We start from the raw sequence: 25,404 nt of genomic DNA on the forward strand, positions 1-25,404 counted from the left end.
ACAGCGGTTCGAAGTGTGTGGCATGGGGACTCGAGTCATGGATGTGATGACCGAAGACGTCGTTACCTGTGGGGCCGATACCGGTCTCGAGGCCGTCGCCGAGCGGATGCTCCGCCACGAAATCGGCAGCGTCGTCGTTACGACGGAGGGGAACTCATACGGTATCGTCACGGAGACGGATATCGTCTTTGCGACCTACAAAACGGGGGCGTCGCTCGCAGAGATTCCAACGCGAAAGGTCGCGAGCCACCCGGTCGTAACTACAGAACCGACACAAACGCTTCGGCTCGCAGCGAAGCGGATGCGTGAGGAGGGAGTCAAAAAGCTCGTCGTCGTCGACGGACTCGATATCGCGGGTATCCTGACGACGCAGGACCTCATCGATCACTACGGCGAGTTGAACAAAGAGGTCGAGGAGATCCGCCAGTCCAGTCACCAACAGTCGAAGGAGTGGCCCCGAGAGGACTTCTAACTACTGTTCGGTGATACTGATTCCATCCGGCTCGAGTCGGACGCCGACGCCGTTGGGTTTCGTCTGGAACACCTCCGCGTGGGAGTCGATGTCGTCGACACCGGCTCCCACTTCGAACTCGCCGCTGTCGGGCAAGCACCTGAATTCGCGCTGCTCGCCGTCGGCCAGAGTGAGGTCCTCGAGGAAGACGACCTCGTCCGAGTTTCGCACTCGGAGTCGAACCGTCGCGTCCCGAGAGAGGCCGTTCTCGACGACGACCGTGTCACCGCCCCCGATGATCCCCCGTACTGTCTGTTGTGCTCTGGCCACGATAGCCGACGCGCGCGAGTTGAACTCCTCCTGATTGTTTTGGTAGACGAAAAGTATGCCAACGAGTGCAAGCAGTCCGAGTACGGCTGCGACGAACTGAATCGGCGAGATCCGGTCGAGCAGTCCCTGGCTGGACGATCCCTCGAACGTGGCGCTGCGTTCGACGGCCGACGAGGCGTTCAACGACTCGTTGTTGGTCGCGATCCCGTAGGTGTACTCGCCGCTCTCTTCGGGCGGTTCGAACTCGGCGGTGACTGTCTCGGATTCGGACGGCTCGAGCGTGAGTTCCTCTTCGACCATCGTCTCACCGCCGAGTACGAACTGGACGATCTGGGTGTCGGTGAGATCCCCGACGTTCGTGATGTTTCCGGACATCGATACGTTCGAGGTCGGATTCGACGCACCGGCTAACTCGAGGTCGCTGGCCTCGAACGTCGATCGGTTCGCCGTCACGTTTTTCGAGACGCGACTCGTGTTCGCGGTGAGTTCGACTCCCGACGACGCGCTGTCTGTTAGCTCGAACGAGAACGTTTCCTCGGTTCGTTCCGAAGCGTTGAGCAAGAACTCCCGCGTCTGCGTCGCGTCCGAGACGACGTTGTCCGGGTCTGCGACGCTCACGGTGAGATTCTGTAACTCCGGTACCTCTCCCTCGTTTTCGACACTTACTGTCGCCTCGAAGGGTTCGCTCGAGGAGACCGTCTCGTCGAACTCCTCGAACTCGATATTTATGTCCTGATCGAACTTTACCACGTCGTTTCCGCCAGGCGTCTGGATTGAGATGTTCTCGATCGGTACGGTACTCTCGTTGAGTTCTAACGAAAACGTTTCCTCGTACGGTGACTCATCGATAGTTACATCTCGTTGTTCTGTAACATTGCCGTTGACGAGGAACTCGACTGGAATCTCTATCTCACTATTCAGGAAGTCAGACACCGACGTTTCGTCGCCGTTGTACTCGAATTCTCCCGTCACCTCGAGTTCTTCGCTGAAATTTCCGATCTCAATGGCATCATCCCTGTCGATATTGACGTTCATGTTCTCTTCGTGAGCAGCCTGTGAAAGGATGGTTGCCTGGGTCTCCGCTGATTCGTTTATTTCAGGGATTCTAACCGACACATCGAGTTCCGGAACGTCACTGGAACTAGTTTCATAGGAAATTTTACCCCCTTGTGTACTGCCGGGATCGATATTGAGGTCATCAGTTTCGACAGTTTCGTTTCCAACGATAAACTCAACGGTCATGTCTTCTACCGGAACATCACCTATTCGCTTAAATTCGGCCCCGATTTGTAAGTCATCTCCCACGACCGTGGTCGGAGCCCCGATTGCACTAATGGTGACATCGGCCGCTTCGATTTCTATGTCCTGACTGTCTTGGCTGTCTCCGAACTCTCTCGAGTTATCGGCATCTAAGCGGATTTTGTCGACCGAGTTATCCCCTTTTTCAGTTTCGACTTCGAACGATAGCTCTTCTTCTTCGTCAGGGTCGATAACGACGTAATTTTCACTAACGTTACTCCACCCGCCGGAATCTTCATTACGCCACGAGAGTGTGGGAGTTCCAGTAAAGTACTGGAAGCCATCATTACTAATCGTCGCAGTAACGGTTAGGGTTTCACCCTCGGCAGGATCATTGACGCTGGTTATCTCAGTCTCGAGAACGGGTTCACCAAAATTCCGGTATGTGATGTTTTCTTCGTTTTGATCGTCAACGATAGGGACTCCCTCCTCTTCCTCCCCTTCTCTGGTCTGAAGCGTTCCATTATTTGGATTAATCTCGATCTTCGTCGACGAATCTTCTACGACTAAATCCGGGGAGTCACCATCCTTGTATACGACCTTCTTTTCCGTTCCGTTCACCTTCACAGGCTTACCGTCGTACTGTACAACATCTTGGCCTCTCCAGCCAGAAATTACTAGATTTTCTTCTCCAAAACCAGGAGATTTGTGCTTCAAGAACGTCGCTTCCGACGTTTCGTTTACCGATTTCCCACTGACGACAAGTCCGTTCTCGAGTTGAACAACTACGACATCGTCTGGATGACTTGAGGTCGTAGTCGTTCCTGCGAGCGTAACTTCCGTTTCGTTTGATGATCCCAGAACTTCCCGTTCAGTTGACCCGGTCGAGGCGTCGTTAGCGGCAACCGCTGTACCAGTTCCAATACCACCCCCAAGGACTGCGCCAGTCAGAGTCAGCGTCACGATCAACCCGACGAGGGCGTGTCTCTGACGCTCGGACACACGACACGACCGGATCGACCGAGACCAGACGTTCGCGAACATAGTGGTGACTCCGGAGGGACCGGCGGGCGGCTTCGTTGGCGCATTCGCATTCATCGAACCGACACCGATACTCTGATTCGACTTATTTCGATGGCGTGTTGAAATACTCTCTGGGCGATTATCATAATATATCCTATTTTTTAAGTATTAATATATTATATACTAAAGTTGGATAGATATATAGAGGGCCATTTGAACGGGTTCGGGACGGGAAACTGATCCTGAGCGATCAGTTTCGGTAGCTGTCTCGAGCTACAGGCGACCACTGAACGAATTCATTTCGGAACAGAGTGATCCAAAGGAACCACGACACTATCACGCACTGTCAGTGGTGTCCGAGAGTCGAGTCCCCATCGTTCACGTCTACATGGCTGTCCGCCGAGAGAGGTAGTTTCGGTCAGTTACGATTCGTTTTCTCGCCGAAATGAGTCCGGTCACTTCGCAACTGCGTCCCGTCAAGCGATCGTTCGGAAATCGTCCCACGTTGTATCCGATGCGTTCTGTCGCGTATCTCGCGGTGAACTCGATGGTGATAGAATAACGTCATATTGACTCGATCATAACATAACAGGTGTTATGTACGTTCCGTCTGTCCTGACGAACGAATGTTGACCGGATGGCGCTACCGAATCGTCAGCGCGGCCGGAGTGGTCGGAGTGACCACTCTCTCCGTGCTCGTGGCGAACCATCCGACGGTCCAAAAGCAATTTACCACCTACGTTCCCCTATTCAATCGCCTGGAAGTAGACACACTCTCCGGCGGGATGCTCCTGTGGGCTATCGCTCTCTGCTCGGTCGTCATGGTCGGCTGCCTGCTTCCGCTGTACAAACCCCGGCCGCGGCGCGTACTTGATACGGTTTTCCTCGCACAAAAACGCGTGGTAACTGGTGGACTCGCGATCGCGGCGTTCGGTTTTTTCAAGATGTCCCACCGGCTTCCTCGGGCGACGCTCGTGATGGTGGTCGGCCTGCTGTCGGTCGCGATACCGGCGTGGTTCGTCCGAATGCGACGCCGTCCGGCGAACGATTCGGGCCGGACGCTCCTCGTCGGCGACGATCCGGATCAGATCGAACAGATCTCCGCGCAGCTGGCGGGTCCCGTCTTGGGATATCTCTGTCCGACCAGCGCACTTTCTAGCCAGTTCGTCGCGGAGGGGGACTCGACGGCCATCGAGGCCGTCCCCGACGGCGGTTCCGTATCCGAGGACGGACTCATCCTCGAGTACGACGAATTTACTGACCTCGACCGACTCGGCGGCCTCTCGAGGATCGAAGACGTGCTAGTCGAGTACGACGTCGACACCGTCGTGTTGGCGTTTCGACGAGCCGACCGCGCCGAGTTCTTCGGTTCGCTCGACGCCTGTTATGAACACGGCGTCGACGTGAAAGTTCACCAAGAGTACACTGACTCGGTGCTGATTTCCGACGACCAGATCGGCGAACTGGTGACCGTCGATCTCGAGCCGTGGGATCCGATAGACCACCTGTTTAAGCGCGGCTTCGATGTCCTGTTCTCGCTGACTGCGCTCGTCGCGCTCGCGCCGGTGATCGCACTGATCGCCGTCGCGATCAAACTCGATAGCTCCGGTCCCGTCCTGTACAAACAGGAGCGAACGGCCGTGTTCGGCGAGTCGTTTCAGGTGTACAAGTTCCGGAGCATGGTCCAGAACGCGGAGTCCGAGACCGGAGCGAAGATCAGCGACGAGGACGCAGGCGGCGTCGATCCGCGCGTCACGCGCGTCGGGAAGATCCTCCGAAAGACCCACCTCGACGAAATTCCGCAGCTGTGGGCGATTCTCGCCAGCGATATGAGCGTCGTCGGCCCGCGGCCGGAGCGTCCGGAACTCGACAGCGAAATCCAGAGCGACGGGGTCGACTGGAGCAAACGGTGGTTCGTCAAACCGGGACTAACCGGACTCGCGCAGGTCAACGACATTACGGGCCACGAAGCCGAGAGCAAACTTCGCTACGATCTCGAGTACGTCCGCCGCCAGTCGTTCAGGTTCGACCTCAAAATCGTCATCCGCCAGATCTGGAAAGTGTTATCCGATATCAGGGAATTCGTCGCTAGTAGATGAGTGACGAGTCGCCGGTGGCGATTTCTGGACAGTGCGTTCTGGTGACGGGCGGGGCGGGATTTATTGGAAGCAATATCGTCGAAGCGCTCGTGCCCGAAAACGACGTTCGCGTGCTCGATAATCTCTCGAGCGGGGCTCGATCTAACGTCCCCCCGAGCGCGACGTTCATCGAGGGCGATATCAGGGACGACGCCACGCTACGGGACGCGACGGAAGGCATCGACATCATTTTTCATCAGGCAGGACAGATAAACGTCGAGCGGTCGTTCGAAACGCCGGAGTTGACCCACGAGGTAAACGTCGCCGCGACAGTGAAACTCCTCGAGTGCGCTCGACGCGAGTCCGCGCGGTTCGTGTTCGCCTCGAGTGCGGCGGTCTACGGGCATCCCGAGTCGATTCCGCTATCGGAATCGGCTCCGACCGAGCCGACGTCGCCGTACGGGGCGTCGAAACTCGCAGCGGAGCAGTACGTGCGGTTGTACGACGACCTCTACGACCTGCAGGCGGTGTCGTTGCGATACTTCAACGTCTACGGAGCCGGGCAAGTCAGCGGCGATTACAGCGCCGTCATTAGCGTCTTCGTCGACCAAGCGCTGAACGGCGATCCGATTACGGTAGACGGTGACGGGTCCCAGACGCGGGATTTCGTCCACGTCCGAGACGTGGTGCGAGCGAACCTCCTCGCCGGGGCCGCAGACGACTGTGACGCCGTGTTCAACGTCGGGTCCGGCGAGAGCCACTCGATTCTGGAGCTGGCAAAAATCGTCCGATCCGTTGCCGGATCGGAGTCGGAGATCGTCCACCGACGCGAGCGGACGGGCGACATTTCCGACAGCGAGGCTGATCTCGCTGCGATCAGGTCCCAGTTAGGATACGAACCGACGATTTCGATCGAATCGGGAATGGAGGAACTGATCACAGCATTGGGGTGAGGTCACATAGCGGATACGACTATCGAGTTTTAGCCTGTCTTACATGTATATCAGACTTACTTATATGCTGTTCTCACTCTTACGCCTCGAGACGATGTCCTGCGATTTAAGACGGCGCTCGCGGTAGGAAGTATCGATCGCAGTTCCCGCTGCTCGAGTATCGATGGCTCCCCCGCTCGTCCACTTCCTCGCAGGCGCGACGCTCGCGCTGTTCGTAGCGATGCCGTTCGCGCTCCGCGGTCGGCTTGCGCGGCGACACCTGTGGCTCGTCGTCATCGGCGGCCTCTGGGGAATGGCCCCAGACGGCAACTACGTGACACCCGTCTTCGAATCGCAATTGGCCGCGCTGCACGGCTCACAGTGGGCGAACGTCTTCGCCGGCCACCACGCGCTCGACCGGCCCGCGTTCGCGACTCGAGCCCTGACCAGTACCGGCGTCGCCGTCATGGGGTTCGTCGTCGGCGTCTTCGGGTTTTCCAGCGCCGCGACCGTCGGTGAGCGAGGTCGCCGCGACACTCGCTCGCCGCGAAATCGGTTGCTGACTCGGGCGGTGCTGTCTGGGTACGCGGCGATCCTCACCGGCGCTCTCGCGGGCGTCTGTTCGGGTCTCGTACTCGCCCACACCGGTCGAATGGAGCCGCTGGCCGCGCTGTGGGGTCGCGAGAGCGCAACCGCGGGCTGGGTGTTCCTGCTCGCCTGTAGCCTCGGAGCCAGTGGCGTCTTCGCGCTCGTTCTCGAGGTGCTCGATCGCCGATGGCCGGTTCTGCGCCCAACGTTCGGTGCGGGTATAGGGCTCGCAGGCGCGGTGATCGCCTGGGGAACGGTCGTCGCAGTGGCCGTTCCGATCTGGATGCGCGTCGCGTTGGATCTCCCGCGTCCGATCCCGTACCTCCACCTAGCGAGCCTGGCCGGACTCGTGGTCTTCGGTCTGGTGGTTGGTCTCGTCTATCCGACCACTCGACGCGTGCTCGACTCGTCGGCCCCGCCGCGCTAGCGATTTCCGGTCCGACGGGGCAGTTGGTCTCCTCTCGAGCACCTATCGCTTCGGTCGTAAATCGAAAACAGCGCTGCTCACGCCCCATCACCGGCGTCGGCGTCAGGACGCGTCGACGGCGTTGCCCTCGAGCACGTCGGCTTCGTCGACGGTGACCGTTTCCCCGTCAACGGTGTACTCGCCGCTGTAGGGGACCGTCACCTCGAGGGTGCCGTCTCGTGGCTCGACCTCGCGCTCGTAGGTGATCGACTCGCCGTCGATTCGCTGTTCGGTCGTGACCGTCACCGGGCCGTCGGCGTCGGTGGTCGTTTCGATAGTGGCACCTGGGACGACCGCGAAGGCGCTCACGTCGTCGCTCGTCGCGAGGAGCCGGTAGTGTGAGAGTCCGTCGCCGTCCTCGCCGCCGGTACCGAGTTCGTCGTGGAGTTGCGACTGGGTCGCGTTCTCCGGCACCGAGGCCTCGGTATCGCCGACGACGACGTACCCCACGTCGTCGCTTCGGAACTCCTCGTACCAGCTATCCGGATCGTCGGCCGTCTGGAACTCGTCGTAGTGGGCGTTCGCGTACGCGAAGCTGTCGGCCTCCCCGTTGACGAGGTAGTTGTACATCCGGTTGTCCGGCCACTCGCTCAGGACGAAATTCTGGGGATACTCCCGATCGATCGATTCGGCGTGGTCGTCGATCGCCGTTGCGGCCTCGTACTGACCATCGGTGTGAGCGGTCTGGGCGACCAGCGAGGGGACGAAGATGAGGCTCATACCGCAGACGATCAATGCGATGATGGTCAGATACGCGACCGTCGAGGCGTCCGTCGGACGAACGATGTTCGGGTCTGACTCGCCGCCGTCGGTATCCGCCCTGCGAGCCCTGCCCGCGGTGGACGGGCCGGCTCGAGTCGACTCGCTGTCCGTACGGAACGGTACGGGGACGCGTGCCAGATCGACCCAGGCCGTCAGGTGGACGAGTCCAAGCCCTCCGAGTATCGAGAGCGGGATCGCCAGCTGTGCGGCGAAACGAACCTGAATCGCGGCCATAGCGACCCAGAAGACGACGTAGACGCTTAGCAACAACCAGGCGGGCTCGTAGCGTCTGTAGGCCACCCAGCAGGTCCACAGGAGGACGACGAGCGCGACGTAGAACTGGATGCCGAGCTGGGACATCGGGCCGTGGATCACGGCGAGGTCCGCCGAGAACAACGACGCGGATTCGGTGAGCCCCTCGCGGAGGAAGAGGTCGTCCGCGCGTTCAGTCAGGCGCGCCCAGTCCGCCGGGCGCAGCTGTCGAAAGAGGAAGATCCCCGCCACAGCGCACACCACCTCGAGACCGACCAGACCCGTCGTCGGCCACTCGAGGCGCACCCATCCCTCGGCGAGCGCTGCGATAACGATGGTGGCGACGACGGTGAGGACGGGAACGATGGCGACGAACGAGTTCTGCCAGTCCCACTGAAAGTGAAAGAAGGCGGTAAGCCCGCTGGCGACGAGCAGGCCGGCGACGATCGGTGCGGCGGCCAGAGCGGGGGAGACGCCGTCTCGAGCGTCCATCGCGACTTTCAGACCGATGTAGCCCGCCGCGGGGACGAACATGAGGATCGAACCGCCCCAGGCGAGCGCGGAGAAGCTGAGCCCGACCCCGAGTGCGACGGCCGCGACCCAGGTCCAGGGCGTTCGAAGGTGCGCGGAAAGCGCTTCCGAGAGCGGTCGATCCGAGTCCGAGTTCGGCTGCTGTAATCGTCGACGGCGGACATCGACGGCGAGCCAGGCGAACGCGACCAGCGTCACACCGAGCCAGAGGTACTGGTGGAGGAGGTGCTCGAGGAAGCCGACACCGGAGTAGACCGCGTGAACGGGCGTCAGCGCGAGCAGAACGATCGCGGCGATGCCGACGCGAACGTCGTCGGTGACGATCACGGCGAGCCAGTAGACGAGCACGCCGAGCAGCAGCGTCGCGACGACGGGGAGCCAGGCGGCAACCGCGTCTGGACCGACGAACTCCGCGAGAAACCAGTTCGTCGCGTGCGTGAGCGGGCGTTTGAGTGCAGCGTCGCCCGGCATGTCCGCGAGGAGACCGATATCAGTCGGTCCGTTCGATTCGGCGAGAAACCGGTCCATCCAGTAACGAAAGTAGTACGGGTCGTTTCCCGGCGAGAGGATCGTCCCATCGCGGAACACCGCCGGAGCGTTCAAGAGCCGCATCGCGACGAGAAAGACCAGCGAGGCGAGGACGGCACCTACGGTTGGGCGCTCGAGCGAGACCGGGAGTTCGAACTCGAAACCGTCGTCTGCGTTCGACGACGACGCGACGGACTCGCCCGTCAGACCCGCCCGGATTCCCTCCCGGCTCGCAACGCGGTACTCGCCGTCGACTTTCGTCACGAGATCGCGAGAGACGAGTTCGCCGAAGGTGCCCGAATCGACGGGGAGATCGTCGAACGTCCACGTCTCGTGGGCGTCGTCGACCTCGAGTAGCGTCTCGAGGGTCGCTTTCCCGTCGGCTCGCTCCTCGCGAAAGCGTGCCGCCCGTCGTGCGACCTCAGCAGGATCGGCCATTATCGCGTACGTCCGAGTGTGGCCTGATTATCCTTTCGCTCTGTTTGACTGTTTGAGAAGGGTGTGCCCCTGGTTCTCGGATTCGATGGCGAGTCTGGCGGCGGACTTGTAAACTAAGCCTTGGTCCCCGTTCCTCGTTTCCGCACCTGGTCTCCGTTCCCGTCTTTGGAAGCCAGCAACATCGTGTATCAGGACAAAACACCTATAGTACTGCAAGAGACGTACCACGAATATGAACTCCCCGGGGAAACTATGGAATTAATCGACGAAAACGGAAACCTCTTCGGCGTCGTGAACGTCATCGACGCGCTCGCTATCGCCCTCGCGCTCGCGGTCGTCGTCGCCGGAATCGCAGTCGTCGGCGTGCTCGGTATCGGAGGCGGACCCGCTGGGAACGGCGACGACGGAGCGTCCTCGACCGAGACCAAGTACGCAACACTCTCGCTCGGCACGCTGTCGATCGATACCGCCGAGTCCATCACCGCTGGCGACGAGATGACGGCCGACGACGAGCGGCTCACGATCACTGACGTGTACGCGACGCCGACCTCGAGCGACACCGCCGACGTCACCGTCCGCGCCGAAGTCGCGGCCACCCAACGCGAGGACGGAACGGTCGCGTTCAACGGTGATCAGTTCGCACCCGGCCGGAACGTCTCGATCCAGACCGACGAGTACGACGTGAGCGGCAGTGTCGACGTCGTCGAATCCAGTACGACGACGCTCTCTACCACCGAAACGGAGGCACTGTTCGAGGATACCGTCGACCAGGAGACCGCCGAACAGATACGTGCCGGAGACGAGTCCGCAGTCGGCAACGAAACGGTTGGGACGCTCGAGTCGACCTCGGTATATCCGATCGGCGACGATCGATATCGCGTCACCGCCGGGGCGACGCTCACGACGCTCGAGACCGAGGACGACGTTCGATACGGACAGCAACCGATCGAATCCGGCGCGACGATTCCGTTCGCGACCGACTCCTACACCATCGAGCCGACGATCCTCGAGACTGGCACGACTGACGAACCGGGTGAAGCCACGACGACCACAGTCGAGATCGATCTGGACGAACTTTCAGACCGTGAAGCCGACCTGTTCGAACCCGGACTAACCGAGACGACTGGCGGGGAAACCCGGGCAACGATCACGGGCGTTGACCGCGAGCCCGCCACCGTCGTCGTCAAGGCCGAGGACGGGTCGCTCAACGAACAGGCCCACCCCACGAAAGACGACGTGACGCTCACCGTCGAACTCGAGACTCGCGAGACGGATCTCGGAACGGAGTTTAAGAGCGAGACATTGCGTACCGGCGATACTATCTACCTCGACTTCGGCGTCACGACCGTCGAAGAGCGCGCCTGGATCGTCGACTGAACGCGGCGTAGCTCTCTTTTCCGGAAGCCAAACCGACCAAAAGCACAGTCCTCGGGCCGACACTACGGATGAGAGTCGAAGCGAGTTGGCAGTTCTCCCGTCCGACACGTTGCGTTCGCAGTTGTGATCCGAGCGGACAGGACTCGTTACGATTCGAACAGATACGACTCGAGTACGGATCCCACAGAACTGCCTGTCTCTGTGGGCAGCCTCGGCCTGCTCCGCCTGTAGATCACTGGTTAGGAAAACGCCGACACCTGTTGCCGACACAGAAACTACCAATGAAAGCCTATATGATCGGAGGAGAAACACCACATCTGTCATCATGGAGTTACAAGAATTCACGCAGTCCAATGCACCAGACGAAGGCGGCGACGGATTTCAAAAGGAGAACAACCGGCTGCTAGATATCCCACTCGACGGAACAGTGATGGTCAAAGCCGGATCGATGGTCGCCTACACCGGCGACATCACGTTCACGGGTAAATCGTCGGCCGAAGGCGGTCTCACCGGAATGGTAAAGGAAGCCGTAAGCGGTGAAGGGACGCCCATTATGGAGGCGACAGGAAACGGTCACCTGTATATCGCCGAGCAGAGCAAGAAGGTACAGTTGCTCGATCTCGATGCCGACGAATCGATCTCAGTCAACGGAAACGACGTTCTCGCGTTCGAAACGAGCGTCGACTACGAGATCAACACCGTCAAGAGCATCTCGGGGATGGCGGCGGGCGGCCTGACGAACGTGTACCTCTCGGGTCCGGGGGAAGTCGCGATTTCGACCCATGGCGATCCGCTCGTCATGACGCCGCCGGTCTACACGGATCCGGATGCGACGGTCGCGTGGAGCGCCAATCTCTCCCCGTCGTTCGAGACGAACAAGCTGTTCGAGATCGGTCAGACCTCCGGTGAATCGGTTCAGATGGAGTTCACTGGATCGGAAGGGTTCGTCGTCGTCCAGCCGAACGAAGAAGGATCCGTAACACAGGCCCAGTAAGAGACGTCAACCGTGCCGTTTCGTTCCGGGTAGCGTCATCGGCAACTCCGAAACCGGCATGACTGAGATAGTTCGCGGCGAGACATTTCGCCTGAACCGATCGACCACGCTCGAGTTCGCTCGGCCCGTCGAGGGGCGGGTTACGGACCTCGGGTGAGCGTTCGGTCAACTCGTTCCGGGTCCACAGCAGGCTCGTTCGACTGAGCCCACGTCGTTATAGATGGTCGACAAGTACTTCACCATCTGTTTGCGTAGAGAGATCATGAAAGAGAAACCGGATTTCGTTCTCGTTGGCATCTCTTTTGCATTCGGAGTGGTTGTCACGGCCGGTTGGCTGTACGGCATGACGACTGCAGCCGTTCCAGAACGTGTCGTGTTGACGCTGTCGGCAGGCTTCCCATTCGCATGGATGGCCCTGATTGCGCTGGGAACACTGTTACTCGGCGGGTGGGTGAGACTCCCCACGGATGCACTCCTCGGCGGTGAGATCCTCGGCACGCTCGGTGGCTTTTGTGTGTTCGCGATTCAGGATGGCTGGGGTTTCGGTATATTTACCGTTGCCTCGCTCGCGATCTTGGCGATCGTACTCGGCGCATGGCCCGTCTACGAGTTGAATCGACGACACGGAGTGGTCGAAGAACCGGTCTACGGAACGTGGCGATACGTCTTCGTCGCGCTAGCTATCATTGCTACCGCAATACCGCTTCTCCTCATTGGCTGACTGTGCGTTCGCTTCTTTCGCGAAACGTGGGCGGTAATTACCTCGCCTCTACCTCTCGCTGTCGGTCCCGCAACGCGGCGATTCGATCCTCCGTCGACGGGTGGCTACCGAACAGCCAGCGCTCGAGCCGGTGAAGTCGCCGTCGAAGCTCCCAGTAGGCTGGCTCGGTCTCACCTTCGGGACCGAGCATGACCTTCTCGAGTTCGGCCGGCTCGAGCGGGAGGATCGACAGCGAAGAGACCCCGGAGACCTCCCGGAGGTCGCGAGCGGGCGTCTCGGATATGTGATGGTCTAACTTCGCCAGCGCATCGGCGAGGGCGGCCGGCGACCCGGTTACCTCCGCCGCCGCTCGATCGGCGGCGACCTCTCTGGCTCTCGAGAGGTGGGCCGCGATCGTTCTGCCGACGACCCAGATAACGGCCGACAGCGCCGCAAGCGGGACGATGATGACGATCGTCCATCCGGGCCGCTCGATCGCCGTGATCCGCGATCGAATGCCGTCGGCGAGAACGATCGGGAGGGAGACGACAGTCATCACCATCGTATCCCTGTTTTTGACGTGTGCGAGTTCGTGGGCGATCACCGCCTCGAGTTCGGCGGGCTCGAGCGATTCGATCGTCCCGAGCGAGAGGATCAGGTGGACAGAGTCCGGCCGAAAGCCAACGGTCAGGGCCTCCGGCGTCTCCCGCTCTGAGACCGCGATGGTCGGGACGGGAACGTCGAGCTGGGCGGCGACGCGCGTCGTCGTCTCGTACAAGTCAGGTGCCGTTTCTCGGTCCACGGGGTGTGCGTCCGCGAGCCGTTCTACCGTTCCGATATGCGTGTACTCGAGATAACCGATCGTCAGTAGCACCCCAGCGGTAACGATGAAGGCGATCTGAGGTGCGAGAGAGCTCTCGGCGACGGCAAAGAGCGCGTAGAAAACGACCCAGACGCCCGCGAGTAGTCCGACAGTCACGACCAACAACCCGAGTATGGCGGCGACCATCCGAAGGCGGAGACTCGCTGCTCGAGTGGGCATGGTCGTGTCGTTTCACTGCTAGGATATAGTCTTGTTTGACACGACCGCCATCACGTCGTGTGAGTACTATCGAACTGTCGAATCGGCCGCGATCGATTCCGATGAGAGAACACTCCTACAGTGTTCATACGAGAGCAGTCCACCGATCAGCGGAACTACTCGCCGACTTCCGACTCGACATCGGCTTCGGAATCGACGGTTGCCGCCTCGAGAAGGGTCTGCCGATCCTGGAAGTACGCCGGCGCGTCGTGGTCGGCCTCGAACTGGATCACGCGCTCGAGTGCGTCGCGCCACCCCTCGTCGCCCTGTTGCAGCGTGGTCGCGAGGTCGGTGTAGTCGGCTGCGAGACTCTGAAAGGCGTCCATTCGGGCCTGTTTCGCTTCGACGATGGTCTGTTTCTGCTCGAGATCCGCTTCGAGTTCCTCGATTTCCTCGAGGTCGACCTCGGATTCGCGACCGCCGGGACCGACGGCCGAGGAGGGGGATTCGGGGCCGGTCACCGAGTCCGGGCGCTCCTCGAGGCGCGCTCGGATCGCCGCCATCTCGTCGTCGATCTCGTCCAGTAAGGCGTCGGCTTCCGCACCCATCCGTTCGACGGATCCCGAGAGCAAGCCCGCCTGCGTCCGGCAGTACTCGAGGAGTTCGTCGACCGACACCGAATTCGCGTCGTCCTCGCCCATACCCCACGTTGGGACTCGGGGTGCAAGTCAGTTGGGTCACTGGTCGGAAAACGAACGTAACAGAGACCGCCGCCGTTCGTCGAGCAACCCGTACCGAAACACCGCTCACTGGCGGGTCGACAACAGAAAGAAGATTCCGTAGAGCGATCCGAGAAGCCCGCCGAACACCGCGAGGCCGACCAGAGTCGGTCGATGGAGAAACGGGAACGGCCGCTCGAAGCCGACGATCCTCCCCCACAGCGGCACCAACGTCGCGACGAGCAGTCCCCAGAGGACGATCCCGTACAGGAGTCCGGCGACGGCCGTCGCGACCGGAAAGCCGATGGGCCGCCCGAGACTCGTCGCGCCGAACGGATCGAGACGCGAAAGCAACACTACGACGGCGAGAAAGACGACCCCCGCGAGGAAGCTGTGGAGGAAGTGAAACGCCCACGCGACGGCCACGCCGTCCTGCCCGTACAGGGCGGCGACCGCCGTCATTCTCCCGGCTCGGTGCAGCAAGATTCCAAACACTACCCCGGCGACGAGCGCGCCGATCACGGCGCTGGCGAAGGCTTCGTCTTCGGCCTCGCGAATCCCGACCGATCGTTCGACGGCCATTTGTGCAAGTCCCCTCGAGCGATCGGTCGTTTGTTATGAGTTCGATACGAGCGGCGCGTGACCACTTTCCAGCAAGCGGTTCGACCGGCTGCACTCGAGGGGTTCGAAAGCTACTCTCGAGCGGTTCGACAGCCGAGGAGAGGAACGAACAAGCTGTGTCGAGACCGTCGGGTGCAACCGAGGCCTATCGCCCAAGCGCTCGAGACGATTGTCCTCCGTAACCTGTTCTTACATCCGAATAGCCTCGGTTCCGAACTGTCACGGCCGCTCACACGCTGTCTTAAACGACCGGAGTACCAAAGCCCGCCGGTCAATCAGTTCGGCGCTGTTCGTTCATCTCACTTCGATCCGCTCCGGGGGACGCTTCTTCGACGACTCCCGCCCCCGATCCGGATCGGATGAGATATTATGATACGATTCGAGTCCCCCCCAGACCGCGCCAGTAGTACCAGTACGCACCCGGACTCGAACGTCCGTTCTACCGGTGAGAAACTATGACGACGATCGCGGAGATAACGGTCACCGCCGCCGATTTCGCGCTCGCGGACACCTGCCAGTCCACCTCCGATCTCGAGCTTCGAGTCGAGAGCATCGCCGGGGAAGGATCCCAACCGATGCCGCTCATCTGGTTCTCGAACGTCGACCGAGAGACGATAGAGTCTGCGCTCGCCGACGATCCGACGGTGCGCGAATTTCGGCAACTGCTCACCAGTTCCGACGGCACGGAGCGGCTCTATCGCCTCGAGTACGACTCGAGTGTCGTCGACGTGTGCGATTGCGTCTTCGATTACGAGGGCTCGATACTCGAGGCGAGCGTCTCGAACGGCCAGTGGACGCTCAGACTACTTTTCCCGCGTCGGGAGAGCCTCTCGAGCGCGATGGGAGCTATCGAGGGCCACGAGGTCACCGTCGACGTCCGACGGATGGTCGAGGCGGGCCGGAACGCCGATCTCGAATCGAGCGCGGCGCTGACCGAACCCCAGCGCGAAGCGATCGCGGAAGCCTACCGACAGGGCTACTACGACGTTCCGCGAGAGATTTCGCTCGAGGAGCTCGCGCGGGAACTGAACATCTCGCATCAGGCGCTCTCCGAACGGCTCCGTCGAGCGAATCGCGTGCTCGCCGGCGAACAACTGAACCAGCCGCGAGGCGAAATCGTCCGGAACTAAGCGAACGGACCCGCCGTGTGCGAACCGACCGGCGGAACGTGTCAATACCCGCGCTAGTCTCGGAGTAGTGACGGTTCGGTCACCATACAGACGGCGTAGTGGCTCCCCCACGACGGTTCGACGCCGCCTGTCGCGGCGACAGCCTGCGGTTAGCTACGTAGGGGGGCGTGGTACCAGTAGCGCGTGGGCACCTCGTCCCCGGGTCGCCCACACCTCCGCGAGAACTGTCCGAAAGCGACCGTGGCTGGCGACGGCATCGGTCGCTTGCCCTGTGAGCGCCGACCCCGTCAAACGGGGTCGTTCGGCGTTTTCGAGACGAATACGAGCGAGATGCCTCGCTCAGTTCAGAAGTATGCCTGCGTCTCGACGGTTCCCGTGACGGTCACCGATCGGCCGTCTTCCTCGACCGAGTAATCCTCGAGCGTCGCGAATTCGTCGTAGATGTCGCGATTGCGCTCGACGTACGTCTCGACCTCGTCCGCGACCGCGTTTCGTTCCGATTCGTACAGGAAGACGACGGAAATCTCCGCTGACTCGCCGTCGATCGAACTCGCTCTCGAGCGGCCGATGAGTCCCGTTTCCCACCCGGCTTCCTCGCTTCCAGTTCCGAACCGTTCTTCGGGGTTTTCGGTTAGCACCCCTCTGTTGATGTGGCCCTGATCGAACTGTGACAACAGTTCGTTGGCGTCGTCATCGTCGGTCAGGCGCGGAGAGCCGTCGACGTTCGCGTCAATCGTGATCTCGAGTGCCGTGATGTGATCGATGTTACTCTGGTCGGACGTGATCCGAATAATCGCTTCCTCACCGACGCCGATCGCGGCGTTTCCGGTATCGTAGAAATCGTACCCCTCGTACTCCCCTTCGCTCGAGAGGCTGTCGCCGGCCCAGTTCTCGAGGGTGTCTTCGACGTCGCCGGCTTCGAACGCGCCCCCGAGGATGTCGATGGTGACGGTAGAGCGTTGCTGTGCCGTGGTCGTCCGACCATACTGCGTCTGTCGAGTGTTCTCCCACTCCCACGAGAGACTCTGTGTTAGCTGCCAGTCGAGGTCGGAGGCGGGAACGCCGACGCGATCCCGGAACTCGGCCGCCGAACCGCCTTGGAGTTGCTGGTAGCCATCGAGTTCGTCCGCGTACTCGAATATCGGTTCGGGGAGTACGTACTCGAACTCCGCGTCGGTTCGCGTACTTTCCGAAATCTCGAAGTCCTGGCCTCCCGACGTATCCAGTAGCTCCTCGAACGCTGGATCGGCGAGCCAGTTACCCATAGGCACACCACCGTACTCGTCGCCCCCGACGAACGGGATACTTCCCGTACAGCCGGCGAGACTCGCGATACCCACTGCTGCAACACCTGTACTTCCGCGCCGGATGAGACTCCGACGTGATAGGTCTTCCCCCATACTCATAAAACTGATATCAATGGGAGATAACTGTTCTGGCCCAGACTGATCAGCTAGCTTAACCCTTGCACGGCAAGTTCCAGGCGCTACTACTAATGGAGCGGATCGTTCATAACTCTGACTATTTTGTCTCAGTTCCTCGCCCAGTACGCTCGAGGTCAGTCCGTCTCGGCGGCAGTAACGGAGCCGCTATGCCAGCCGCTCGAGCGTGTCCTCGTTGGCCTCGATCAGTTGGATCAGGACGGATGCGAACAGCGATTCGACGCTCCAGATCGCGGTCTCGCTGCCGTCGTCGTCGACGACGCTCAGGAGCACGCTGTCGTCGTCGACGACGGCGATCCGCCCGGATCGTTCGTCTTCCGTTCGCGGTTCGCACGGTTCGTGAACGCGGACGTTCTCACAGTCCGCGAGTCGATCGCGAACCGACGGTGCGGTGCTGATGGCGGTGACCGAGACGCCGTCTGCCGCGCGGTCCTCGAGAACGCGCCCTATCTCGGAGTCAAACAGCGCCGGCAATCGGACGGCGAAGACGATCCGCTCGTCGGCGTTCGAGAGCAGGTCGACGACGCGGTCGTCGACGCGCCCGCGTCCCCGGACCGTCCATATCTCTTCGGTGGTCTCCTCGGTCGGCGTTTCCGCCTGCACGCGCTCGACGTACTCGAGGGCCCGGTCCTGTTCGCGTTCGAACCGCGAGCGAAGCGTCTCTCTGGCTTCTTCGACCCGGACCGGCCGGTACCGAATCGGACTGGCGTGGTTGACCTCGAGCAGGCCGCGTCGCTCGAGGTTCTCGGCGACGCTGTAGACCTGCGAGCGGGGAACGTCGGTGATCTCGGCGACGTCGCGCGCGGTTCCCGACCCCAGGCGGTGAAGCGCGATGAAGACCTTCGCCTCGTAGCCGGTGAGCCCGAGGCGCTCGAACGCCTCGACCGCGCTCCCTTCGTCGTCGGTGTCAGGAGCGTCGTCGCCTCCGGCGTTATCAGTGCCCGAAGCATCGTCGGAACGCGGATCGGAATCCGATTTCGGACGGTCACCGGGCCGTCCCGAGCCGTCCGCTTCGGACCGGCGTTCCGACTCGCTCGCTCCGGATTCGTCGTCATCTGCGGTCACGCGTCATCACCTCGTCTACGGTCGCGGGCCGCCGTCTCGAGTCGCTTCTCCACCGCGAATCACGGGGCCGAATCGGTGTCATCGCTCGTCACCGTCCGAATCCGCGGACTCGGCTTCCTCAGACTGGGGTTCGGGGCGGCCGCCGTCGCTCGCCGCGGTCGCGGACGCCGGTCGGCTCGAGGGATCGAAGGAGACGTCCGGCCCGAAATAGCGCGTCCAGAGGACGAGCAGCGTCGGCAAGACGACGACGCTGGCGAGGAACGCGTACGTGATCGTCAGCGCGGTGATGATCCCGAACTGCCTGAGCACGGGCAGGATCGCGAACGCGAGCGTCCCGAAACCGCCGACCGTCGTCGCCGCGCTCCCGAGCAGCGCGCCGCCGGTTCCGGTGACGGTGGTGTACATCGCGTGCCAGACGTTGCCCTGGCGCTCGAGTTCGAGGGTGTAGCGGGCGCTGACGTGGATGCTGTAGGCCACGCCGAGCCCGATGGTCAGGCTCGTGATCATCCCCGTCAGGACGTTAAACGGCATCCCGATGAGATACATCGTCCCGAGGATCCAGCTCACCGAGAACGCGACCGGGAGCAACGTTACGGCGCCCAGCGTCGCGCTGTTGCCGGTCAGTCGGTAGGCCACGGAGAGGAAGACGAAGACGGATACGAGCGTGATCGCGAGACTCTGCAGGACCGTCTCGAGCAGGTCCTGTTCGACGACGTAGCTGACGATCGGGTCGCCCGTCGCGATCGCGCTCCAGCGGCCGTCGGGCTCGGTGACGAACTGCTCGCCGCCCCCGCCGCTGTCGCCGATGCCCGCGGCGATCGCTCGCATCTCCTCGGTCGTCTCGTCGAAGCCGGCGTCCCCGTCGACAGCGACGACCATGCGAACGGACTCGTACTCGCCGCCGTCAGTTCGGTGGATGACCTGGGTTGCGCCCTCCTCGTTGACCTCGAAGAGTTCGTCGTACAGCGCGGAGACGTTCTCGTCGGGCACGTCGTCGCCGTTCGTGTCCGCGGCGGCGTACGACTCGTTGAACGATTCGTTCTGTGCGGCGGTCTCTTCCATCACCGAGAGCGGGCTCTGCACCTCGGCCTCCCCGTTCGCGAGCGTGTAGGCGACGTCGCTCTCGGCCGCCTCCGCTTCTGCCTCCGCTATTCGCTCGAGCGTCTCGTTGTCGGCAACCGCCCCGTGCGTGAGTATTTCGGCTTGCGAGTCAGCGCGCTGGAAGTTCTCGTTGACGTAATCGAGGTCGTCGGTGGCCCGATACTCGCCGGGGCTCATCGGTCCGGGCAGGTTCTCAGTCCACCCGGGCGGGCTCTCCGCGAGGAAGTCCTCCTGATTGAAACTGGTGTCGACCTGCGTCGCACCGTAGACGCCGCCGGCGGTCAGCAACAGGACGGCGACGATGAGGATCAGCGGGGCCTTCCGTGCTGCGGTCGATCCCACGGCGAGGACGTCACTGAACCGGCCTTCGCCGGTCCCGAAGGCCCGCTTTCGTCGGTCGTAGCCGCGGGCCTCGAGGAACGAATCGATCTCGATTTTGGCCGCGGGGATGAGGCCGCCGAAGACGATCAACGCGGCGATGATCCCGACGGAGCTCACGATACCGAACTCCTGAATCGGGCCGATGGGACTCACGAGGTTCGCGAGGAACCCGATGGCGGTCGTCGCGGTGACCCAGACGAGCGCGATGCCGACGCCCGCGAGAGCGATCCGCATCGATCCGCGTACGTCGTCCGGCTCCTGTCGCCCACCGGTCGCCTCGGCTCCCGACTCCGCGGTCGACTCGCCTTCCACCCCGCGTTGCTCGCGGTGGCGCATGAAGACGTGAATCGCGTAGTCGATGGAGAGCCCGATGAGCAAGACCGGGACGGCGACGAACATCTGGTTGAACGCGATTCCGGCCCACCCCATGAACCCGAACGTCCAGAGCAGGACGGCCCCGATGCCGACCACTCCGAGGACGATATCGATCGGATCGCGGTAGGCGACCGCGAGCGCAGCGACGACGAACAAGAGCGCGAGGGGGCCGACGATGGCCAGACTGTCCGCCATGGAGCCGTCGATCTCGTCGGTGAGGATACCGCCGCCGAAGACGATGTAGCCGCCCGCGAGCCCGTCGTCGTAGTCGGTCGCGAGTTCACGGAGGTCGAGTTGGCTCTCGACGATTCGGTCGCTGACCGCGCCCATTCCGGTTCCGCCGCTTCCGCCGTCCGAACCGGACTGCGTGATCAGGGTCATCCGCGCGTCGGCCTCGGTCGATCCGGGTTCGTACGACGAGGGCATCAGTCCGAGCGCCGTGTCCCCGCCCGATGCGTCGTCGCTCAAGGTCCGCTCGACGGCGTTTTCGAACTCCTCATCGTCGAGGCCCTCGAGCGCCTCGATCTGTTCTTCGAGCGAGGGCCGTTCGCTATCTTGGCCGCTCTCCTCGAGCGCCGCTTGCTCTTCCTCGAGTTGCTCGGATTCGGACTCGAGGGCCGCGTACTCGTCCTCGAGGACGCCCATCGTCGCGGCGGTGTAGACCTCCTCCATCTGCGCCGTCAGTTCGCTGTAGGCCTCCTGCTCCTGGGCCTGCTCGCCGTACTCCGCTTCGAGCGCGACGAGTTGGGACTCGATCGAGCGGGCGTTCTCGACCGCGTCTTCGTAGGCGGCGGTCTGTTCCTCGTCGAGTCCCGCGGTCGCCTCGGAGACGGTTTCGTCGATCTGCGCCTCGTATGCTTCAGCCTGTGCCTCGTACTCCGGAGTCCCGGGCTCGGCCGTCGCGTTCAACTCCTCGTAGGCGCGCTGGCTTTCCCGAACGTCGTCGATACCCGCGCTGAGTCGCTCGCTGGTCGCGTTGAGTTCGGCGCTTCGGTTCTCGAGTTCGCTCCCCCGCTGTTCGAGTTCGGCGACCCGTTCGTCGGCGATCGCGGTGTAGGCCACGAGGTTTTCGACGCCGACGATCGGATTCTCGTCGGCGAGGGTTTCGTTGATCGACTCGTTGTCCCGTAGCTGCTGTTGGAACTCGAGGGAAGCGAGCAACGACTCCCGGGAGAGGGCGTTCTCGCTCGAGGCGTCGACGGACGACGCGTCACCACCGTCGACGGCGTCGCTGTCGGTCGTATAGATCAACTGGACGCTCGTCGTGTTCGCCGCCTCCTCGGAAGTGAAATTCTCGTTGATGTAGGCCTGTGCCTCACCTTCCGGCGAGTCGCTCTCGAACTGGTCGAGCGAGGAATCGTCGTCGACCATCGTCGCCCCCGCTCCCACGAGCGCGGTCAGTACCAGGAGGACGACGAGGACCGTTTTGGTCCGCGACGTCACCAGGTCAGCGATACGCTCGGGGACGCTCATCGATGCGGCCCTCCGAAGGGGACTGCAAGGTTGGCGGAAACCATTCTGTTGTTACGATCCTACAAAACGCTCGGCCAAGTACTTATTGGGAAATTAACATAATCGTGAAAGTCGCAACTGTTGATGAATACGGGAGAGATCGGTGGAAGGCCCTAATTCAATCGTATCCGAGTGTTTCCTCGAGAGAACATTATCTTGTTTTGATGTATTCGGCACCGAGTGGGTGAGCGACCACAATGGGAGTTCGAAGACGAAACCGGAATGCATCGCTCGTCACGAGCGCCGGCCGCATCGGCTCACTTGATCGACACGGTCTGTAAGTCCTCGGCGAACCGAACGTCGCCGTCGTAGCGACTCGAGATGGACTCGAGCATCTCCTCGTGACGACCGTCGGTGTGCGGGTAGAGGTGAGTCAGATAGACGCGGCCGATGTCCGATCCCTCGAGCGCCGCGCCGAGTTTCTCGGGGGTCGGGTGGTTCGAGACATCGACGTCGTCGGGGAACGAGCAGTCGTGGACCAAAATCGCACACTCGTCGGCGAAGTTCGCCAGTCCGGTGAACGCCTCGCTGTCGCCGCTGTAAGCGAACCGATCGTCGAACCGGTAGGCGAGACAGGGCATCGAGTGGCGGGTCTCGTACGCCGACACGTCGAATCCCGCCACGTCGAACTCGCCGGGGACGACCTCCCTGACCTGCACCTCGAGTTTGCCCTGCATGTACTCGTGGACCTCGAGAAGCCCGTCGACCATCGCTTTGGTTCCCTGCGGGCCGACGACCTCGAAGGTTTCCTCGCCCGCGAGCCAGCGGGCTTTCATCAGCGGGAGCAAGTCGGCGACGTGGTCGAGGTGGTGGTGAGTCAGCAGGACGCTCGCGATCGACTCGTAGCCGATCCCCGATTGCTGGAGCCGGTGGAGGACGCCCGATCCGCAGTCGATCAGGAGGGTGTGTTCGGCTTCCTGAACGACGATTCCCGTCTGGAACCGCTCGCCGGTGGGCATCGCGCTGCCGGTTCCGAGAAAGGTGACTCGCATGCTCGAGTCGACACCGCCCGCACCGATAAACGTGGCTCTCCACCCGTGGCGATGAGCAACATCAATCGGCAACCCCGCTGGTCGGTACTCCGCTGTACCCGCTGAGATCAAAGCGTGTTTCCAGCGCTTTCGTGTCGATTCCGATGGATATTTCCGGCGATTAGTGTAATTCGAATCATGAATCGCGTCATCCGCTACATCGTCTCGATCGTAGTCGGACTGAGCGTTACCGCACTCACACTGCAGGTCGCAGGAACCGAGGATTGGCTATTTTTGGCGGTGTTTCCGCTTTACGCGACGACGACCGCGTTCGTCCTGAGCCACACGTCCGAGTGGTCCCGGAGCCTTCGAATGACGGATCAGGATATTTCCTCCCGAATCCGTGGCGCTACTATCGGAGGGGTCAGCGCGTTCTCGATCTCGTTACTGGTGGACGTTTCTGTTGCCGTCGGCATAACGGCGATCGGCCTCATGCTGTTTTCACTCTCAATCGGCGTCATGGAATCCGCAATCCAACGCGAGCGGTAGCAATCGAGACCGCACCGGTTTCCGTCACGACATTATTCCCGTCCAAAAACAGTAGTTATATGACACTACAGGTCGTTGGATCAAACGGAAGCCACACACTCCACGGCAAGGGGGCGTTTTGTATTGAAATGCCCCGGGTGATTGGAGCACCCGAGACGTGGCTTCCGACCGCACATTGGATCGGTTGCCATGATTGGATATCTTCTCCGCGGGCTTAAACATCCCGTCCGACAGACGAATCGAACCCAATTACCGCCAGCCGCCGCGCACGCACCGCCAGCGACGGTAACGGCGACAGCGACCGCACCGCCGAGCGGGGCACACGCACTCGAGGGTGAGCGCGAGCCATGACCACGTCGACGAACAGTCTGGTCCTCGAGATCGTCCGCACGCTCGAGAAGGAGGGCGTTCCTCGAGACACCTACCAGCTCGGTCGAGAAATCGATCCCGAGGCGCTCGCCCGACTGCTCGAGTCAGCCGACAGTGCGATCGAAGTGCGTCTCGAGGTACAGGGCGTCTCGCTCGCCGTGACGAACAGCGGCGTCTGGGTGACCGACGACCCGCCGTCGTCCCCGCCCGAGTGCCCGCGATGTGGACGTGACGTGACGGCAGTCATCCAACTCGTTCCGACCCACCGCACCGCCTACCCATGTGGCTGTCCGGTCGAGGGGGAGTCACTCGAGTAGGGGTATCGCTCGAGACGGAACCGGTTGCGTATTTCACGGCCACATCTATTCGCAGGCGGACTGCGGTCAGTACGCTATTGGCTATCCGCGATGCGCTCGACTGCCAGCACGAGCCGGTAGAGCAGATAGGTGATCGCAGTATAGAATCCGATCGAGAGCAATCCACCCCAGAAAGCCATAAACAGGAGTGGTGATACTCTCGAGATGACGGTGAAAACTAGGCTCACAACGAAAAGGACGGTGATCCCGAGCGGAACGGCTCGGGGGATCTCGTCCGGGAGGGACCTCGTACTCATATCTTCGCTGTCAGACCCTCAATAGTAAAGGCTTTGTGACATTCAACACAGCGACCGTATTTGAATAACCCGTTCGGAAACGGGTTTACGGCCCCGGTAACGGCATTTATCGGCGATTAGGTCAAGTACGACCCTCGAGTACCGTCAATTACTCACTCGCTCACTGTGTGTCGATGTGATGAACCGCATCGGGAGACAACAACCGATCCGTCGGGAGTTCGACCCAGCCGTTTGCGAGGATTCGAACGGGCCCTTCGTGAAGGACAGTCTCGCCGTCGATATCGCCGTACACAATGGCGTCGTCGTACGCTCGCTCGAGGAGATCGGCAGGATCGACAGCGGGTTCGCTCGAGATGACCATAAGATACCATTCGATTGTCCTGTGAAAAATGTAATGCGAGCGATTGCAGAAACAGAGATAGATTCCGCCTAGCTTGGAGCTATAAGGCGAAATCAACTATACAGCGGGCTCTAAACCGCCTCTCTACTTCTGCTTGAGATTGGAGAGTCGCTGATCAGATTGAGACGGTTGGAGAGAATTACCCCCTGAAGACGAACCGCTGTTTGCCGCATTGATTCCCTTTTCGACCCCATCAGCGATCACTTTGTAGCCCATACCGAGAAATCCTGCAAGGATAGCAACGATTCCGATGAGCGCGAGCAATCCACCGATGATTTCTGAACCACTGTCAATCATCCCGACACCGATAAATGACAGAAGAGCCCCAATAAGGTAAACTACCACTATATATCCCATCAGTCTAAACCCGTACCTGATCCCCTCAATTGCATTGACGTTTGCCATAATACATGACAGTTATTACATCTGTATAAAGTTAATCAAAT

At 61.2% G+C, this 25,404-nt stretch carries 22 protein-coding genes; 10 read left to right on the forward strand and 12 right to left on the reverse strand.

The window, feature by feature from the left end; translation table 11 throughout:
- Window positions 1-22: 22 nt before the first annotated feature.
- Window positions 23-472: a CBS domain-containing protein gene (locus tag BM348_RS13190; protein ID WP_092905249.1), complete on the forward strand. Its 450-nt coding sequence runs from the start codon at window positions 23-25 to the stop codon at window positions 470-472.
- On the opposite strand, the gene BM348_RS13195 is transcribed toward BM348_RS13190, so the two are convergent.
- Entirely contained in the window at window positions 473-1,816 is a 1,344-nt protein-coding gene (locus tag BM348_RS13195; protein WP_092905250.1) for a COG1470 family protein, read from the reverse strand.
- A 1,853-nt stretch (window positions 1,817-3,669) separates the two neighbouring features.
- On the opposite strand from BM348_RS13195, the gene BM348_RS13200 reads away from it, so the two are divergent.
- The 3 genes from BM348_RS13200 (at window position 3,670) to BM348_RS13210 (ending at window position 7,068) form a co-directional block, all read left to right on the forward strand.
- Window positions 3,670-5,142, forward strand: a complete 1,473-nt coding sequence (locus BM348_RS13200) for a sugar transferase (protein ID WP_092905251.1) — start codon at window positions 3,670-3,672, stop codon at window positions 5,140-5,142.
- On the forward strand, window positions 5,139-6,074 hold the full coding sequence (locus BM348_RS13205; RefSeq protein ID WP_092905252.1) for an NAD-dependent epimerase/dehydratase family protein: 936 nt from the start codon (window positions 5,139-5,141) through the stop codon (window positions 6,072-6,074). Before BM348_RS13200 ends, BM348_RS13205 begins: the two co-directional genes overlap by 4 nt.
- A 163-nt stretch (window positions 6,075-6,237) precedes the next feature.
- Window positions 6,238-7,068: a hypothetical protein gene (locus BM348_RS13210; RefSeq protein WP_092905253.1), complete on the forward strand. Its 831-nt coding sequence runs from the start codon at window positions 6,238-6,240 to the stop codon at window positions 7,066-7,068.
- Between the two features lie 102 nt (window positions 7,069-7,170).
- On the opposite strand, the gene BM348_RS13215 is transcribed toward BM348_RS13210, so the two are convergent.
- A complete protein-coding gene (locus BM348_RS13215) occupies window positions 7,171-9,618 on the reverse strand; it encodes an MFS transporter (protein ID WP_092905254.1) in 2,448 nt (815 codons plus the stop codon).
- 252 nt (window positions 9,619-9,870) lie between these two features.
- Here BM348_RS13215 and BM348_RS13220 point away from each other — a divergent pair, with 252 nt between their 5' ends.
- The 3 genes from BM348_RS13220 to BM348_RS13230 all read left to right on the forward strand — a co-directional run bounded on the left by BM348_RS13220 (window position 9,871) and on the right by BM348_RS13230 (window position 12,710).
- Window positions 9,871-10,995 carry a DUF4330 family protein gene (locus BM348_RS13220; protein WP_092905255.1) on the forward strand — a complete coding sequence of 375 codons (1,125 nt, stop codon included), beginning with the start codon at window positions 9,871-9,873 and terminating at the stop codon, window positions 10,993-10,995.
- 325 nt (window positions 10,996-11,320) lie between these two features.
- Window positions 11,321-11,989, forward strand: coding sequence for an AIM24 family protein (locus BM348_RS13225; protein WP_092905256.1), 669 nt, complete (start codon window positions 11,321-11,323; stop codon window positions 11,987-11,989).
- Window positions 11,990-12,209: 220 nt separating this feature from the next.
- A complete protein-coding gene (locus BM348_RS13230; RefSeq protein ID WP_092905257.1) occupies window positions 12,210-12,710 on the forward strand; it encodes a hypothetical protein in 501 nt (166 codons plus the stop codon).
- Window positions 12,711-12,747: 37 nt separating this feature from the next.
- Here the strand turns inward: BM348_RS13230 and BM348_RS13235 are convergent, their stop codons facing one another.
- The 3 genes from BM348_RS13235 to BM348_RS13245 form a co-directional block, all read right to left on the reverse strand.
- Window positions 12,748-13,731 (reverse strand): M48 family metalloprotease, encoded by a 984-nt coding sequence (locus tag BM348_RS13235; protein ID WP_092905258.1) that lies wholly within the window; start codon window positions 13,729-13,731, stop codon window positions 12,748-12,750.
- 155 nt (window positions 13,732-13,886) lie between these two features.
- Window positions 13,887-14,411 (reverse strand): hypothetical protein, encoded by a 525-nt coding sequence (locus BM348_RS13240; RefSeq protein ID WP_092905259.1) that lies wholly within the window; start codon window positions 14,409-14,411, stop codon window positions 13,887-13,889.
- Window positions 14,412-14,516: 105 nt separating this feature from the next.
- Entirely contained in the window at window positions 14,517-15,011 is a 495-nt protein-coding gene (locus BM348_RS13245) for a hypothetical protein (RefSeq protein WP_092905260.1), read from the reverse strand.
- A gap of 494 nt (window positions 15,012-15,505) precedes the next feature.
- On the opposite strand from BM348_RS13245, the gene BM348_RS13250 reads away from it, so the two are divergent.
- Window positions 15,506-16,180: a helix-turn-helix domain-containing protein gene (locus tag BM348_RS13250; RefSeq protein ID WP_092905261.1), complete on the forward strand. Its 675-nt coding sequence runs from the start codon at window positions 15,506-15,508 to the stop codon at window positions 16,178-16,180.
- A gap of 344 nt (window positions 16,181-16,524) precedes the next feature.
- Here BM348_RS13250 and BM348_RS13255 read toward each other — a convergent pair whose 3' ends face one another.
- The 4 genes from BM348_RS13255 to BM348_RS13270 form a co-directional block, all read right to left on the reverse strand.
- Window positions 16,525-17,580, reverse strand: coding sequence for a hypothetical protein (locus BM348_RS13255; RefSeq protein WP_139231191.1), 1,056 nt, complete (start codon window positions 17,578-17,580; stop codon window positions 16,525-16,527).
- A 189-nt stretch (window positions 17,581-17,769) separates the two neighbouring features.
- A complete protein-coding gene (locus BM348_RS13260; protein ID WP_092905263.1) occupies window positions 17,770-18,687 on the reverse strand; it encodes a TrmB family transcriptional regulator in 918 nt (305 codons plus the stop codon).
- Between the two features lie 78 nt (window positions 18,688-18,765).
- A complete protein-coding gene (locus BM348_RS13265) occupies window positions 18,766-22,017 on the reverse strand; it encodes an efflux RND transporter permease subunit (protein WP_092905264.1) in 3,252 nt (1,083 codons plus the stop codon).
- A 296-nt stretch (window positions 22,018-22,313) separates the two neighbouring features.
- Window positions 22,314-23,048, reverse strand: a complete 735-nt coding sequence (locus BM348_RS13270) for an MBL fold metallo-hydrolase (RefSeq protein ID WP_092905265.1) — start codon at window positions 23,046-23,048, stop codon at window positions 22,314-22,316.
- 177 nt (window positions 23,049-23,225) lie between these two features.
- Here BM348_RS13270 and BM348_RS13275 point away from each other — a divergent pair, with 177 nt between their 5' ends.
- Entirely contained in the window at window positions 23,226-23,576 is a 351-nt protein-coding gene (locus BM348_RS13275; RefSeq protein ID WP_092905266.1) for a hypothetical protein, read from the forward strand.
- Between the two features lie 347 nt (window positions 23,577-23,923).
- Window positions 23,924-24,262, forward strand: coding sequence for a hypothetical protein (locus BM348_RS21400; RefSeq protein ID WP_175507132.1), 339 nt, complete (start codon window positions 23,924-23,926; stop codon window positions 24,260-24,262).
- Between the two features lie 74 nt (window positions 24,263-24,336).
- Here BM348_RS21400 and BM348_RS13285 read toward each other — a convergent pair whose 3' ends face one another.
- The 3 genes from BM348_RS13285 to BM348_RS13295 form a co-directional block, all read right to left on the reverse strand.
- Window positions 24,337-24,558 carry a hypothetical protein gene (locus BM348_RS13285; protein ID WP_092905267.1) on the reverse strand — a complete coding sequence of 74 codons (222 nt, stop codon included), beginning with the start codon at window positions 24,556-24,558 and terminating at the stop codon, window positions 24,337-24,339.
- A 160-nt stretch (window positions 24,559-24,718) separates the two neighbouring features.
- Entirely contained in the window at window positions 24,719-24,919 is a 201-nt protein-coding gene (locus BM348_RS13290; RefSeq protein WP_092905268.1) for a hypothetical protein, read from the reverse strand.
- 123 nt (window positions 24,920-25,042) lie between these two features.
- Window positions 25,043-25,363, reverse strand: coding sequence for a hypothetical protein (locus tag BM348_RS13295; protein WP_175507182.1), 321 nt, complete (start codon window positions 25,361-25,363; stop codon window positions 25,043-25,045).
- Window positions 25,364-25,404 lie beyond the last annotated feature (41 nt).

Source organism: Halostagnicola kamekurae (assembly GCF_900116205.1).
Taxonomy (GTDB): Archaea; Halobacteriota; Halobacteria; order Halobacteriales; family Natrialbaceae; genus Halostagnicola; species Halostagnicola kamekurae.

Coding starts and splice junctions, on each gene's coding strand:
- BM348_RS13190 (WP_092905249.1), top strand. CDS start 23: ATGGGGACTCGAGTCATGGATGTGATGACCGAAGACGTCGTTACCTGT.
- BM348_RS13195 (WP_092905250.1), bottom strand. CDS start 1,816: ATGAACGTCAATATCGACAGGGATGATGCCATTGAGATCGGAAATTTC.
- BM348_RS13200 (WP_092905251.1), top strand. CDS start 3,670: ATGTTGACCGGATGGCGCTACCGAATCGTCAGCGCGGCCGGAGTGGTC.
- BM348_RS13205 (WP_092905252.1), top strand. CDS start 5,139: ATGAGTGACGAGTCGCCGGTGGCGATTTCTGGACAGTGCGTTCTGGTG.
- BM348_RS13210 (WP_092905253.1), top strand. CDS start 6,238: ATGGCTCCCCCGCTCGTCCACTTCCTCGCAGGCGCGACGCTCGCGCTG.
- BM348_RS13215 (WP_092905254.1), bottom strand. CDS start 9,618: ATGGCCGATCCTGCTGAGGTCGCACGACGGGCGGCACGCTTTCGCGAG.
- BM348_RS13220 (WP_092905255.1), top strand. CDS start 9,871: ATGGAATTAATCGACGAAAACGGAAACCTCTTCGGCGTCGTGAACGTC.
- BM348_RS13225 (WP_092905256.1), top strand. CDS start 11,321: ATGGAGTTACAAGAATTCACGCAGTCCAATGCACCAGACGAAGGCGGC.
- BM348_RS13230 (WP_092905257.1), top strand. CDS start 12,210: ATGGTCGACAAGTACTTCACCATCTGTTTGCGTAGAGAGATCATGAAA.
- BM348_RS13235 (WP_092905258.1), bottom strand. CDS start 13,731: ATGCCCACTCGAGCAGCGAGTCTCCGCCTTCGGATGGTCGCCGCCATA.
- BM348_RS13240 (WP_092905259.1), bottom strand. CDS start 14,411: ATGGGCGAGGACGACGCGAATTCGGTGTCGGTCGACGAACTCCTCGAG.
- BM348_RS13245 (WP_092905260.1), bottom strand. CDS start 15,011: ATGGCCGTCGAACGATCGGTCGGGATTCGCGAGGCCGAAGACGAAGCC.
- BM348_RS13250 (WP_092905261.1), top strand. CDS start 15,506: ATGACGACGATCGCGGAGATAACGGTCACCGCCGCCGATTTCGCGCTC.
- BM348_RS13255 (WP_139231191.1), bottom strand. CDS start 17,580: ATGGGGGAAGACCTATCACGTCGGAGTCTCATCCGGCGCGGAAGTACA.
- BM348_RS13265 (WP_092905264.1), bottom strand. CDS start 22,017: ATGAGCGTCCCCGAGCGTATCGCTGACCTGGTGACGTCGCGGACCAAA.
- BM348_RS13270 (WP_092905265.1), bottom strand. CDS start 23,048: ATGCGAGTCACCTTTCTCGGAACCGGCAGCGCGATGCCCACCGGCGAG.
- BM348_RS13275 (WP_092905266.1), top strand. CDS start 23,226: ATGAATCGCGTCATCCGCTACATCGTCTCGATCGTAGTCGGACTGAGC.
- BM348_RS21400 (WP_175507132.1), top strand. CDS start 23,924: ATGACCACGTCGACGAACAGTCTGGTCCTCGAGATCGTCCGCACGCTC.
- BM348_RS13285 (WP_092905267.1), bottom strand. CDS start 24,558: ATGAGTACGAGGTCCCTCCCGGACGAGATCCCCCGAGCCGTTCCGCTC.
- BM348_RS13290 (WP_092905268.1), bottom strand. CDS start 24,919: ATGGTCATCTCGAGCGAACCCGCTGTCGATCCTGCCGATCTCCTCGAG.
- BM348_RS13295 (WP_175507182.1), bottom strand. CDS start 25,363: ATGGCAAACGTCAATGCAATTGAGGGGATCAGGTACGGGTTTAGACTG.